The 13,544-nt window shown below is 47.0% G+C and carries 12 protein-coding genes; 4 read left to right on the top strand and 8 right to left on the bottom strand.

Annotated features, from left to right (window positions below; genetic code table 11):
- Positions 1 to 2: 2 nt before the first annotated feature.
- Both PKI34_01650 and lpxK read right to left on the bottom strand, forming a co-directional pair.
- Positions 3 to 815 (bottom strand): purine-nucleoside phosphorylase, encoded by an 813-nt coding sequence (locus tag PKI34_01650; GenBank protein ID HNS16509.1) that lies wholly within the window; start codon positions 813 to 815, stop codon positions 3 to 5.
- On the bottom strand, positions 796 to 1,851 hold the full coding sequence (lpxK, locus tag PKI34_01645; GenBank protein HNS16508.1) for a tetraacyldisaccharide 4'-kinase: 1,056 nt from the start codon (positions 1,849 to 1,851) through the stop codon (positions 796 to 798). Before lpxK ends, PKI34_01650 begins: the two co-directional genes overlap by 20 nt.
- A gap of 92 nt (positions 1,852 to 1,943) precedes the next feature.
- Between lpxK and PKI34_01640 the strand changes: the two genes are divergently transcribed.
- Both PKI34_01640 and PKI34_01635 read left to right on the top strand, forming a co-directional pair.
- A complete protein-coding gene (locus PKI34_01640; GenBank protein HNS16507.1) occupies positions 1,944 to 3,038 on the top strand; it encodes a Nif3-like dinuclear metal center hexameric protein in 1,095 nt (364 codons plus the stop codon).
- A 97-nt stretch (positions 3,039 to 3,135) separates the two neighbouring features.
- Positions 3,136 to 3,912, top strand: coding sequence for a C4-type zinc ribbon domain-containing protein (locus tag PKI34_01635; GenBank protein HNS16506.1), 777 nt, complete (start codon positions 3,136 to 3,138; stop codon positions 3,910 to 3,912).
- Between the two features lie 12 nt (positions 3,913 to 3,924).
- Here the strand turns inward: PKI34_01635 and PKI34_01630 are convergent, their stop codons facing one another.
- On the bottom strand, positions 3,925 to 5,403 hold the full coding sequence (locus PKI34_01630; GenBank protein HNS16505.1) for an outer membrane protein transport protein: 1,479 nt from the start codon (positions 5,401 to 5,403) through the stop codon (positions 3,925 to 3,927).
- 39 nt (positions 5,404 to 5,442) lie between these two features.
- On the bottom strand, positions 5,443 to 7,065 hold the full coding sequence (locus PKI34_01625; GenBank protein ID HNS16504.1) for a hypothetical protein: 1,623 nt from the start codon (positions 7,063 to 7,065) through the stop codon (positions 5,443 to 5,445).
- Between the two features lie 71 nt (positions 7,066 to 7,136).
- Here PKI34_01625 and proS point away from each other — a divergent pair, with 71 nt between their 5' ends.
- Entirely contained in the window at positions 7,137 to 8,612 is a 1,476-nt protein-coding gene (gene proS, locus PKI34_01620; GenBank protein HNS16503.1) for a proline--tRNA ligase, read from the top strand.
- Here the strand turns inward: proS and PKI34_01615 are convergent.
- Genes PKI34_01615 through PKI34_01605 form a run of 3 tightly spaced genes read right to left on the bottom strand, consistent with a single transcriptional unit; the run spans position 8,606 to position 11,938 of the window.
- The gene (locus PKI34_01615; protein HNS16502.1) at positions 8,606 to 9,934 is read right to left on the bottom strand and encodes a hypothetical protein; all 1,329 of its coding nucleotides are present in this window, start codon (positions 9,932 to 9,934) and stop codon (positions 8,606 to 8,608) included. The genes proS and PKI34_01615 overlap by 7 nt on opposite strands.
- Positions 9,935 to 9,966: 32 nt before the next feature.
- A complete protein-coding gene (locus tag PKI34_01610) occupies positions 9,967 to 10,728 on the bottom strand; it encodes a DUF2807 domain-containing protein (GenBank protein HNS16501.1) in 762 nt (253 codons plus the stop codon).
- 4 nt (positions 10,729 to 10,732) lie between these two features.
- Complete coding sequence (locus PKI34_01605) at positions 10,733 to 11,938, bottom strand: acyloxyacyl hydrolase (GenBank protein HNS16500.1); 1,206 nt, start codon at positions 11,936 to 11,938, stop codon at positions 10,733 to 10,735.
- A 95-nt stretch (positions 11,939 to 12,033) separates the two neighbouring features.
- Here PKI34_01605 and mazG point away from each other — a divergent pair, with 95 nt between their 5' ends.
- Positions 12,034 to 12,819, top strand: coding sequence for a nucleoside triphosphate pyrophosphohydrolase (mazG, locus tag PKI34_01600; GenBank protein ID HNS16499.1), 786 nt, complete (start codon positions 12,034 to 12,036; stop codon positions 12,817 to 12,819).
- A 30-nt stretch (positions 12,820 to 12,849) separates the two neighbouring features.
- Here mazG and PKI34_01595 read toward each other — a convergent pair whose 3' ends face one another.
- Entirely contained in the window at positions 12,850 to 13,485 is a 636-nt protein-coding gene (locus PKI34_01595) for a peroxiredoxin (protein ID HNS16498.1), read from the bottom strand.
- Positions 13,486 to 13,544: the final 59 nt, after the last annotated feature.

Here is a 13,544-nt window from a genome sequence, read left to right as displayed (position 1 = left end):
ACTTACCATTCCTCCAGTAATTTTTTGATCAGCAGCGTCAAATAGGGTGCTGACTTTCCTGACGCCTGCTGCACTTCTTCGTGACTTACCTTTGTCATTTTATCCGGAACACCAAGGTCCGAAATGATGGTCACCGCACAACAGGGCAAATTAAGCTGCCTGGCTGCAATCGCTTCAGGAATGATCGACATCCCGACTGCATCTGCACCAAGGTAACGTATATAGGCATATTCAGCCCTGGTTTCAAAGGTCGGACCGGTTACTGCAGCCAGGATCCCTGATTTTAAGGGTATATGGTTCTTCAGGGCGATCCGTTGTACCTTGCTGATGATGTTTCGGTCGAACACCTGGCTCATATCGGGGAACCGGTCGCCAAAACGTTGATCGTGCTTCCCGATCAGGGGATTGCTGTTCATAAGGTTGATCTGGTCCTTGACAACCATCAGGTCACCAATCTCCAGTGAAGGATTTATTCCGCCCGAAGCATTGGTCAGGATGAGCAGTTCAATGCCCAGGCGGTGCATCACCCGGATGGGCAGTACCATGTCCTGCATGGAAATCCCTTCATAGGAGTGCACACGGCCTTGCATGACCATAACCTTTTTATTGCCCAGCTCCCCGAAAATCAGCCTGCCCGTGTGACCTGCTACGCTCGTTAATGGGAATCCCTCAATACCACCATAGGATAATGCTGTTGATTGCTGGATTTCATCCGCCATCCTGCTCAATCCTGTACCCAGTATAATCCCTGCTTTCGGTACATAAGGGATCTTTAACCTAATATCGTCAGCAATTTTATTTACTTTCTTCCACATAGTTCAACACACGTGAATCAAAGGTTTGTGAGGAAGCGGAATGAAACTCAATCCGAACTGGCAGATAGTATACCGGGAGATCCATCAGCAGATCTGCAATATTGGCTTCCCGCATCCGTATCGCATCTTTTTCCGTGGTAAGGATGATCTTTTCCCTTCCCATCATGCTGACAAAAACAGAACGGATCTTCTTTACATCCCCTGCTGTGAATTGGTGATGATCCCTGAAGGTCAATCGCTCAAACTCATTGAAATGACTCTTCAGGTATACTTCCAGGGGATATGGATTCGCAATCCCTGATACCATCAGGACACTTCCTTTCTTCTGCAGGCAAAGATCCGTCTTTTCACCCGATAACGCGACGGGATCCCCATATTTAAGATAGGAGTAACAGACTGTTTGATCAGGTTCCGGACAGAGTTCTTCCCGTAAATAGCGTTCGGTTATGGGAGACCAGACGGGATCTGTTTTTGTAACAACAATTATATCAGCACGTTTCGCACCGGATTTGGGCTCTCTCAGGCGACCGGCAGGAATCAGGTAATCTTTTGTGTAAAGGTTAAAATAATCTGTCAGCAAAATGTTCAAACCTGGTTGAATATACCTGTGCTGGTAGGCATCATCCAGCAGGATCACGTCCGGGACCGGATCCAGCTCCATCAACTTTCTCACGCCACGTCGCCGGCTTTCGTCAACAGCTACCATGACCTCAGGGAATTTTCCCTTGAGAAGCACTGGCTCATCACCGATGTCTTTGACACTGCTCCCGGTTGCTGCCAGGCGGAATCCCCTGGTTTTCCGTCCGTACCCCCTGCTTAAGGTTGCTAAATGGTATTTATCCTTCAGCAGGCAAATCAGGTATTCAACATGCGGCGTCTTTCCGGTTCCCCCCATACAGAGATTGCCAACCGATATAACAGGTATGTCAAATGATTCAGAAGGTAGAATTCCAAGATCAAACAACCTGTTTCTTAATCGGGAAATGAATCCGAATACAACCGCGAATGGATAGAGTATGATTCTGAGAAAACCCACCTGATAAATGTACGTATTAATTTATGCAGGATTGCAATTTATGAGAAGTTATTGAAAATTAACGCTAAATTTGAAAAAAAAGGATACGGCAAATGAAATTAGCACAAATTGTCAGCATTCTGGAAGAAACCGTCCCGGCTTTGTGGCAGGAGGATTACGATAACTCCGGACTCATTGTCGGCGATCCTCAAATGGATGTTTCCAAAGCCCTGGTCTGTGTCGACGTCACGCAGTCTGTCTTCGATGAAGCAGTTCGCAGAAACTGTGACCTGATCATCGCTCATCACCCGCTCGTGTTCAAAGGACTCAAAAGGCTTACTCCCGGCAGTCGTACAGAGAGTCTGGTGATCCAGGCCATTAAGAAGGATATTGCCGTTTATGCCCTTCATACCAACCTGGATAATATGGACAAGGGAGTCAGCTGGGCACTTGGTCAAAAGATCGGATTGAAAACGAGTCAGGTTCTTGTTCCAAGGAAAGGATTGCTTCGTAAGCTTGTGACCTTCTGCCCGGTTGACCATGCGGAGCAGGTCCGACAGGCCCTGTTTGATGCGGGAGCAGGTTGCATCGGGAATTACGATTCCTGCAGTTACAATCTGGAAGGTACAGGTTCTTTCAGGGCCGGTGAGGGAAGCCATCCTTTTGTCGGGGAGACAGGGAAAACACATTTTGAAAATGAACTTCGGATTGAAACGGTCTATCCCCTTCATCTGGAGCATGAAATCGTAAGGGCCTTACTGAACGCCCATCCTTATGAAGAGGTTGCCTATGATCTGTATCCTCTTGAAAATGAATATGCCAAAGTGGGATCCGGTGTCATTGGTGATTTGGAAAGTCCCCTGGACGAAGCAGAATTTCTCGATTTACTGAAATCCATTTCAGGATCGGTCGTTCTAAGGCATTCTGCTCTGTTGGGCAGGCACGTAAGTAAGGTGGCCATATGTGGGGGTTCGGGAAGCTTCCTGATCAGGGAGGCCATCGCAAGGAAAGCAGATGTGTTCATAACGGCCGATCTCAAATACCACGATTTCTTTGAGGCGGGCCGGAAAATCTTACTTGCAGATATTGGACATTATGAAAGCGAACAATTTGCAAAAGAACTGATCGCTGCAATTCTTGTAAAAAAAATCCCTACTTTTGCAGTCCTTATGACCGAGAATAATACAAACGCGGTTTACTATCACTAAAGGAATACCTATGGCTAAGAAAGATACCTCTCCACTTCCTTCAGCAGAAGGAGCCGGACCGATCAGTGAGATGAATGAATCACCTCATCAGGAAGAGATGAACATCAGTGTCAGCCAGCCACTCATTGAGGGGGCGGAAATCAGCGTAGAACAAAAACTCATTGCCCTGTATTCACTGCAGCAGATTGATTCCCAAATCGACCGGATCAGGATCATCCGCGGGGAACTCCCACTCGAGGTGCAGGACCTGGAAGATGAAATCATTGGGTTGGAAACCCGCATTGAAAACTATAACGAGGAGGTGGCTTCCCTTGAGAAATCAATAAAAGATAAGCAACTGACGATAAAAGAAAGTCAGAATCTGATCAAACGGTATGAGGAGCAACAGCAAAACGTCCGAAACAACCGCGAGTATGATTCTCTTTCCAAGGAGATTGAATACCAGACACTGGAAATACAGCTTGCCGAAAAGCGTATCAAGGAATTCCGACTTAGCCTAGAGCAAAAACAGACTGAAATAGCTGAAGCCCAGGAAAATTTCAATGAGCGTCAGAGTGATCTCCGGTTAAAACAGAAAGAACTTGAAGATATTGTAACGGAGACAGATAAAGAAGAAAAGACCCTGGTTGAAAAATCCAACGATAACCAGAAATTTATCGAGGAGAGGTTGGTAAGGGCTTATAAGAGAATCCGCAAAAACGCCCGCAATGGACTTGCAGTAGTTCAGATTGAACGTGACGCCTGCGGAGGATGCTTCAGTAAAATCCCGCCCCAGCGGCAACTGGATATCCGCATGCATAAAAAGATCATTGTCTGTGAATACTGCGGCAGGATCCTGGTCGATTCCAGCATTGCTGAGGCACTGAACAAATAGTTCATCCGGTCCCTAGTATTTCATTCCGATGGTAAGAATGTAATTGTTCTGACTGGTCTCTATGTCAGCAGGGGGTGCCTGCGTGGTTTCGGATGCATACAGGTAATAATCTTCTGCTGACCGGATATGGTTGTATCCGAAATCAATGAAGAAACTGTTCGATCTGTAGCCAATTCCTGCGGCAATGATCTGCCGCTTGCCATCATTTAGGTCATCATCATAGGGGCTTGCATAGAATCCATAGCCGCCCCTGAGTGCCAGATGACTGAGCAATCTCAGCTCACCACCCACACGGATGTTGGAAACAGGCCGATAAACAGCACTGATCTGCTGGTTTTCGTCGTAATAATCATAGCTCTTGCCTCTGAGTCTGGCGGCAGAATAGTCCATATACTCGTAATCAACGTTGATCAGGCCACGTTGCCCAAACACCAATGCCAGGCTTCCGATTGCCCTCCAGGAAGTTTCCAGTTTATAATCGTACACACCCAGCGGTGATGAGTAATGGTGATCTTCGCCGTTATTCAGGTAAGAATTCATGGATGAATTGTACTCATCATTCATCGTATTGAACCAGGTTGGTGTGTGATAAGCCACACCAATGCGTATCAGATCGATGGGACGGTAGATCAGTCCGAACTTGAAATTATAACCGTTACCCTGCGTATCGAGCCAGTCATATTTGGTGAATCTGTCAAAGGTGTTGGTGTCGTCCGGGGCTACCGTATTTGTTTCTTCATACGAGGCTTCTTCGTAATACCGCAAATAGGGCAGACCGACGGAAACTCCAAGATAAAGCTTGTCGTCGTAATTTGTGCCGACGGAGAAGTCAATTTCGTTCATGTAGCCCTCCGTGAAAATCGTTTTATGCTGATTGACCGGTGCAATGCTTCCATCCGGGTAAAGAGGCGCCCTGTTCGTATAGTCCAGGGTTCCTGCAATCGGATCGATCAGGTAGGTCTGATAGGCCAGGTCGGTGTCAAAGGGACCCAGCTCATCAGTATCCAGACCATTTGACCAGTCCACATAGGCGTCCAGTAGCGAATTTTCGGGATTCGTGCCTCCGAAGGTTATCCGGTTATGGAAATTGCTGGTGCGGACCATGCTGAATCCAAATTGTACATTGCGCCAGCCGGAACCTTCCTGGTTTTCGTTGATGGGTATGCTGTAAACGAATCCGACGTTGGGGATGTTAAAATTGCTGTTGTCGTCGGATCTGGTTTCGTTCAGGTAGGTTGAGCTCGTCTTCGATGAAAAGACGGAGGCCGACAGGGTAAATTCAGAAGACTTGAAGAAACCGATTCCGGCCGGGTTGGTGTTCAGTGTAGAGATGTCAGCTCCAACGGCATTAAAAGCTCCTGCCATACCTGTAAACCGTGCCGTTCCGCCTGGTGTTGTAAAGGAGTATCGCAGGGCATCCACCTGGTTTTGTGCGAGTGATAAGTAGCAGGCAAGGACAAGAAATCCCTGGATGAGAATTATTTTTTTCATCTTCGGTTCAATATTAAAAGTGTCAATGAATTTATAGTGCTATCTGCGGCCGCTTGATCCGCTTGAAGAACCTCCGGATCTGGATGAACCCGACGATGAACTTCCCCCTGAATGGGATGAAGAGGAACCGCCTGACGAACCTGATCTCGACGGAGCCGAATAGCTGGGAGAACTGGACCGGGACGGAGCCGAATAGCTGGGTGATCCTGACCGTGAAGGTGTTGAATAACTTCTCGTTCTGGATGGAGTAGAATACGTCCGTGTCGATGAAGACCGTGAGGGTGCCGGCGCCTGCTGGACGGACCTTTCCTGTGATGGCGAACCAGTGCGCGGTGTGACGGTAGCAGGCCTGTTATAGGTACTTTGTCTTGTGCCTTGCTGGTTGGATGGCCTTACCGTACCTGATGCAGGGGCTTTATACTCCTGGCTTGATTTGGGCCGGGTATAGACAGGAGAACTGTAGGTCTTGGGTTGTGTGGTGGTTCCCCGTGCCGAACCGGGATTCATATTGGTTCTGGTATCTGCTGGTTTGGCATTCACCGGGTTTTGCTGGCTGCTCCTTTTAGCAGGATCAGTGTTCGTATTTACGGCACTTCTTTGCGTTCCGGAAGGCCTGGTCAGATCGACTGTATTTTTATCCTGAGCCTGACGGGTTGTTGTGGTCGTGGTTTTGGGATCTGTGCTGACTGCATTTCCTGTCCGGTTTGCAGCGTTATTGACATCAACCCCTGTCCTGGGACTCACGGTGCTGGTTTTAACTTCACTGCCTCTTGCCTGGCTGTTGGCCCCTTCGCGTCCCGACAAGGTCGGATTTGCTTCAGTGCCTGTTCTCTTATAGGTGTCACCGGACTGATGATCATTGAGTTCAGCGTCGCTTCTTCTGCCATCACCCGGAAGGTTCGATCCTTCGCGTGAATTTCTCGGACCATAATAAACGGAAGCGTATTCAGGATAATATCCGCCGCCACCGTAATAATAACCACTGCCATCATAGTAACCGTTCCAGTAACCATCGTAATAGCCATTCCAGTAACTGTTGTATCCCCAGTAAGGATATCCGTACCAGGGATCATACCATCCGTATCCGTGATAGGGATAGCCCCAGGAGTAGCTGGGGTAGCCCCAGCCAAATCCCATTGAGCCCCATCCCCAGCCAAATCCGATGGAGAAACTCAATCCGCTGTTCCAGTACCAGGGATCATAATACCAGGGTGATGTATAATAGCTGGAATAATAACTGTCATAATACGGATAACTGAATCTGCGGATCCGGGAGGCGTATGAATAATCATAATAATCACCGTAGTAATTGTTGGTGATGTAGTTTTGCCCGTCCGGACCGGTATATGAATAGCTTTCATCATAGGCAGGCTCGTACAGATCGTACACATCCTCCTCATTGATGAATTCTCCTTCACCGTACACCTCCTCGGTGTAGGATGGATTATCCGTATAGTCAGTAACTACGACAGTTTCTGTTGCTACAGGTACACTTCTTGCAGTGTAGTAAGCATCATCATAAACGGGTGCGGATGAGTAAAAACTTGTGGAGCATGACGTTATAAACAGAGCCAATGCTGCGATGAATAAACTGGTGAGGGTTCTCATTTTTCGATCCTCCTTGAGTTGGTTGATATTTTTTATGGTCTTCAGGGCTTTCATGATTAATTCGTAATTTTACGCTTTAACAATTGAATTCGAAAATCAGCAAAATTTATACCACAAATTAAACAATGGCCAAAGATTTTTCGACGCGGGAAGATAATTATGCACAATGGTACAATGATCTTGTTCTCAAAGCAGGCCTTGCTGAGAACTCTGCCGTACGAGGCTGCATGGTCATCAAACCTTATGGCTACTCCATCTGGGAAAAGATGCAGGCCGCACTGGATGCGATGTTCAAGGAATCGGGGCACGTCAATGCCTATTTCCCATTATTTATTCCCAAGTCATTTTTCAGCAAAGAAGCCAGTCACGTGGAGGGATTTGCCAAGGAATGTGCCGTGGTGACCCATTACCGGCTGAAGAATGCTCCGGACGGCAGTGGCATTATTGTTGACGAGGATGCAAAGCTGGAGGAAGAACTGATCATCCGCCCGACATCCGAGACCATCATCTGGGATACATACCGCAACTGGATTCAATCGTACAGGGACCTGCCCCTCCTGATCAATCAGTGGGCGAATGTCGTGCGTTGGGAGATGCGGACACGTCTGTTTCTGCGTACCGCTGAGTTTTTATGGCAGGAGGGTCACACGGCCCACGCCACCGAACAGGAAGCCATTGCTGAAGCAAGGACGATCCTGGATATTTATGCTGATTTTGCGGAGAAATGGATGGCCTTACCGGTCCTAAAAGGGAGGAAGTCACCCAGTGAACGATTTGCCGGGGCGGTGGATACTTATTGCATCGAAGCCCTGATGCAGGATGGCAAAGCTTTGCAGACCGGAACTTCCCATTTCCTCGGTCAGAATTTTGCCAAGGCATTCGACGTGAAATTCCTGACCAAAGAAAACAAGCAAGAGTATGTCTGGGCCACCTCCTGGGGGGTTTCGACGCGCCTGATGGGAGCCCTGATCATGGCACATTCGGATGACCACGGCCTTGTCATCCCTCCGCGACTTGCACCGGTACAGGTGGTCATTGTGCCCATATACAGGAAAACAGAAGAGCTTGAGGCCATCTCCAGACGGGCAAATGAGATCAGGGAAACGCTTCGTAAAAAGGGCATTTCTGTCAAATATGACGACCGGGATACGTTCAAACCTGGCTGGAAATTTACCGAATATGAATTCAAGGGTGTACCTGTCCGACTGGTCATCGGACCCAGAGACATGGAAAACAATACCGTTGAAGTGGCCAGAAGAGACACGCTGGAAAAAGAAACGTACAGCCTGACCGACATCGAAACCAAAATTGAACATTTGCTGGAGCAAATACAGCTCAATCTCTATCAGAAAGCTTTGTCATTCAGAGTGAACAATACCGTCAGGATCGATACCTGGGGAGAATTCAATGAACGACTCGACTCCGAAGGCGGATTCATACTTGCCCACTGGGACGGGACTCCTGAAACGGAACTGGCCATCAAGGAGCAAACCAAGGCAACGATACGGACAATACCATTCGATGCACCGGCGGAGAACGGTAAGTGCATCTATTCTGGAAAACCTTCCACCCAAAGGGTCATTTTTGCCAGGGCTTACTGACCTTTGTCGATCAGCAGGTCGACACGCATGAATACCTCCCAGTATTTCTCCTTCGACATCTCCGACCAGTGAATGAAGTAGTACCGGTACTGGTAGGTTTGAATCTGGCAGAAAATGGTCAACAATACAATGAGCGTGATGTAGATCTTGCGGGGTGTTTTTTTTGTCAATCGTTCCAGGGTCACACCCAGCATAACCGCAAACAGACCGAAATATTCAATAAAGACCCTTGAGGAGAAACTGCCGCCGTAATACCACATCCACCAGGATGACAAGACATACGTCAGCAGGAAAAGAAATCCAAACAACCACAGGGCACTGAACCGATTCTGTTTCCAGAGGAAAGATAATCCTGCCAGCGAGATGAACAGCAGCGGGGTGTACAGAAATAAGCCCTTTTTATAACTGAACAATATGGCCAGGATGTGCGGATGGTTGAAATAAAATTTTTCCTGCCCGTAGGAATATATCCACGGATGACCAGTCTGTATCCGGTAGATGATCGCCTGAACAGAGAGCACAGTAACGAAGAGGAGAACGGAAAAGCAGAAGCCGGCCCAATGATGCCGGACTTCTTTCACTCCATTTTGGAAAATGTTCCACGAGCCTGCCAGAAAAGGAACCACCAGCAGGATGATGACGTTGACAGGTCTGATCAGGGTGATCATCCCCAGCATAAAGCCAGCTATCAAAAGGTCGGAGGCAGTGTGCCTTAGAAAGTATTGTCGTGAGAAATAAAGGAATGTGGTGGCAAAAGCGAATGAATAAACATGCGACATGGCGAATTCCACCACCGTGTAATAAAACACATTCGTACCGAAAACGATCGCAAAAAGAATGAGTGTTCTGTAATTTTGGCGGATCTGATACGTTTTCAGGAGTTTGCTCAAAAACAACAATCCGAACGTCAGATAACAGATAGCTGCCAGATTGATAACAGAGGTGTAGGGGGATGAATATCCATCCAGAGGTTCACCCGTAATGGCAGACATCAGATGGCCGATACCGAAAAATGGCAGCATGGCCAGGGCTGTCCCTGCATAATACTTGTTGATCACCTTGTCATCAATGGTCATGCGGTAATCATAATAATGGTTCTGACTAAAGTATTTTTCTTTCTCGATCTGATCGAAAAAATGAAAATGCAGATCATGATAGATGAAAATTGCAGGGAGCCAGGCATAGTACCCTTTGCCATCCGACATGATCATCCCTGAACTGTAATCTTTCCCACTGTTGATGTTCAGTGAAACGATGACCAGGATGGCTGCAATGATCAGAAGGGCAAATTTGTTCAGCAAGTAACCTGGTCTGATTTTCATTGGTTCAGGTAAGTTGAAGTCAGTGTTCTTTGTCAGTCATCAAGGTTGACCAGTTTGCCGCTTCCTGTGATTTCCGATTTAGAGAGAACCGGTAACGGGGCATAGTCTTTACCGGTATAATAAATGCTTCCCGTATACAAGATCTGGATTTCCAGCTCCCCAATGCAGTAAACATAACAATCGTTCGATCCGCAGTTGTTCATGAACATGAACGTGGTTTCCAGGTCCTCACAGAAGAAGGGACCATAGCTTCCGGCATAGATATAGCAGACGTTGGATTTGCCTCTGATACGGTAGTCCACCGATCCGTAATGGATGCTCAGTGCACTGACCCGGGTTTGTATATCCAGGTCAATGGTTCCGGTTCCATCCCAAACGGCAATGTTGAGGGAATCAGATACAATGGTATTGGTGCTCAGGATCAGCCCGGAGGAACGGTAGGTGATGCTGCAAAGATGGTTGACGGTCAGGTAAACATCAATTTCTTCATTGAAATCCCTCATCCAGTTACATTTATTTTCATTTTTTACCGTAAGCACATTGTCGTTTACCACTGTGATGATGGATCCGATAAGGTTTTCGCCAGCCTTGACCATTGCGGAAAACTCATCCCCCTGCGTAAGGATGAGGTTTATGTTATCTTCAAGGTTGATATGCTCAAAAGGTTGAATGGTACGGTGTTCAACGGTCTTTTCACCCGTCGACTTGAAACAATCCTCCCCGGGGAACTTTTCGCAACCGATGAGCATCCAGCTCAGCGGTAACAACCAGCCTATTTTCTTCCAGGTAATCAAGGTTTCAATACTTCAGCTTAAACCGGTAACCCATGCCCCATCCAATATAATCCGCTTTACCCCAGTGTGTTTTTAACGTAATATTGGCAAATAGCTTATCAGTAAGATCATATTTAATGCCGATCTTATGATAAAAAGCCCCATCAGACTTATCCAGATCGTTCATGTAAATGTACATTCCAAAATTAAAATCGAATGCCAGTTTCCCCACGGCAAGGCCATAGGAGGCACTGACTCCGGTCTTGATCAGGCTGAACTTCTTGTTGATGTGGATTTGTTTTTTTTCAAGCATCTTATAATCGGAATCATCATAGGAGATATCCCATCCCATTCCGAGTTTGCTTTTGAGGCTTATTTCTTTTCTTGCATTGCCAGACAATGAATAGACAAAAAATTTCTGTCCGAAGATGGCATCCAGGTTTTTAAATCCTATTACTCCGACGAAGTCGAGTTCGAGTGTCCGATGTAAATCAAACTCCAGGGGCTTTGTTGGATCATACAGCCGGCGTTCAATGTACCTGTTCGGTTTGTTGAGCTGATAGGCAACCCCTGCATGGATGGAAGGAATGTTTAATCCATAGTTGGGCAATTTGAAGGATCCGTTGCTAAAATGGGTGAGTGAGATGCCACCGGTTAAATAAAGACGGGGATTGGCCTGGTACCGGACATCGAACATGACATTTCCGGCAAAGTTCAGGTGTGTGCCTATGGCCAGGTGTTTATAGTTCGTCAGCCGGTCGAATGTTTTGGTTAGGTAGCCCAATCCGGCTCCTAACCGAAATCCAAGATTGAGTTTTTTGGTGGAATACAGCTCAAAGTTTATATGGGGGAAAATGGCATGTGCCGATCCCAGGTAGGAAGAACTTCCCAGGTTTGAGTACCAGTAAGCGATCCCTATCCAGGGATATCCGTAGAGTTGTTCCCAGTATTTTTTTCCATAGGTTGCCTTGATCAGGCTAAGCTCAAGGGAGGGGAAATGGCTGTTGTAGATTTCCATCCCTACGTGGTGATTTATGATAAAGCCATAGTAAACATTTCCTGACAGCAAAAGGTTGCTTCTAAAGAGTTTATGTGCGGCATGCTTTGAGCGGTTTCCGGTTTTGCTGTACTGACCGTACACATTCGGGGATAGAACAATGAAGGCCAGTATCAGGATCAGCATGAAGATAATGGACCGCGAACGTAAACCCTTATTTAATAATATGTTCACGATAAGGGAAATTCAAAATCCAAGTACAGGAGTGAATATTCCATTACAAATTTACGAAGATCGTTGACCACCTAAATGATTACTTTTGTAAAAAAATGAACATGGAGAAAACATTGAAGGCGTTTGGACGGTTACTGGAGATCATGAATGACCTCCGGAAGGGTTGTCCGTGGGACAGGGAGCAGACCTTTGAAAGTTTACGACACCTTACCATCGAAGAAACGTACGAGCTCTCGGATGCCATTTTGGATAAAAACATGGATGAGATCCGGGATGAACTTGGAGATTTGATGCTACACATCGTATTTTATTCCAGGCTAGGATCCGAAAGCGGTTCTTTCACAATGAAAGATGTTCTGGAGCATATCGCGCAAAAATTGATCATCCGGCACCCGCACATTTACGGTGATGTCCAGGTCAGGGATGCCGGTGACGTTAAGAATAACTGGGAGAAGATCAAACTGAACGAAGGCAGGAAGTCAGTGCTTGAGGGAGTTCCGGGATCCCTTCCTGCCCTGGTGAAGGCATACCGTATCCAGGAGAAGGCAAAAGGGGTGGGGTTCGATTGGGATCAGATCGATCAGGTATGGGAAAAAGTTCTCGAGGAAAAAGAGGAACTGAAAGCAGAAATGGAGCGTGGCTCCAGCAAAGATTTTCTTGAGGACGAATTTGGAGATCTTTTGTTCGCCCTGGTAAATTATGCCCGTTTTCTCCGCATCAACCCGGAGGATGCCCTGGAGAAAAGCAATAAAAAGTTCATCAGACGGTTTCAGTACCTTGAGGAGGAAATTCGGAAGGAGGGGAGGAATCTTGCCGAGATGACACTGGCAGAAATGGATGTATTCTGGGAAAAGGCGAAGCAAATGGTGAACGGTGAATAGCGAACGACCAACGGCCAATGGCAAACGGGATCAGTGTTTGCTTAAATAATCAGCGACTCCTTCTGCAGATTCCTGAAGGGTATCCTGCCCTTTGTGCCAGTTGGCGGGGCAGACTTCACCGTGTTCTTCATAGCACTGCAAAGCATCCACCATCCGAAGGGCTTCGCCGATGCTCCTGCCAAGGGGCAGGTCATTGACCAGCTGATGCCGGATAACCCCCTGCTTGTCGATCAGAAACAGACCCCGATAAGCAACAGGATCCCCTTCGAAATCGATTTCATCATCTTCTGTGTTGTATTCATATTCACCAGCCAGAACATCGAAGTTCTGGGAGATGGTTTTTGCCAGATCAGAAACCAGCGGAAAGGTGACTCCCTTGATTCCCCCGTGGCTTGGTTCGGTGTTGAGCCAGGCCCAGTGCGCATATTTTGAATCCACTGAGCAGCCGACAACGGCCACATTCCTTGCCTCAAATTCTTCCAGTTTTTCCTGGAAAGCCAAAAGTTCTGTCGGACAAACAAAGGTAAAATCCAGGGGGTAAAAGAAAAAGACAACATACTTTTTCCCGATAAACTGGTCAAGGGAAAATTTTTCGACAAATTCACCACCGTTGATCACGGCATCTGCTTCAAATAAAGGGGCCTTTTTGCCCACCAGGACTGCCATAGTTGTAAAATTATTGGTTGGACAACTAAACTTCGATTCTTGTGTAAAAATAGTGAATT

Source organism: Bacteroidales bacterium (genome assembly GCA_035342335.1).
Classification (GTDB): Bacteria; Bacteroidota; Bacteroidia; order Bacteroidales; family JAGONC01; genus JAGONC01.
The sequence above is the reverse complement of the archived record's forward strand: the minus strand, read 5'-3'. Positions and strand labels throughout refer to the sequence as shown.

Bases quoted from the DNA above. Each gene is read 5' to 3' on its own strand.
- PKI34_01650 (HNS16509.1), bottom strand. From the start codon at position 815: ATGTGGAAGAAAGTAAATAAAATTGCTGACGATATTAGGTTAAAGATC.
- PKI34_01640 (HNS16507.1), top strand. From the start codon at position 1,944: ATGAAATTAGCACAAATTGTCAGCATTCTGGAAGAAACCGTCCCGGCT.
- PKI34_01635 (HNS16506.1), top strand. From the start codon at position 3,136: ATGAACATCAGTGTCAGCCAGCCACTCATTGAGGGGGCGGAAATCAGC.
- PKI34_01630 (HNS16505.1), bottom strand. From the start codon at position 5,403: ATGAAAAAAATAATTCTCATCCAGGGATTTCTTGTCCTTGCCTGCTAC.
- PKI34_01625 (HNS16504.1), bottom strand. From the start codon at position 7,065: ATGAAAGCCCTGAAGACCATAAAAAATATCAACCAACTCAAGGAGGAT.
- proS (HNS16503.1), top strand. From the start codon at position 7,137: ATGGCCAAAGATTTTTCGACGCGGGAAGATAATTATGCACAATGGTAC.
- PKI34_01615 (HNS16502.1), bottom strand. From the start codon at position 9,934: ATGAAAATCAGACCAGGTTACTTGCTGAACAAATTTGCCCTTCTGATC.
- mazG (HNS16499.1), top strand. From the start codon at position 12,034: ATGAACATGGAGAAAACATTGAAGGCGTTTGGACGGTTACTGGAGATC.
- PKI34_01595 (HNS16498.1), bottom strand. From the start codon at position 13,485: ATGGCAGTCCTGGTGGGCAAAAAGGCCCCTTTATTTGAAGCAGATGCC.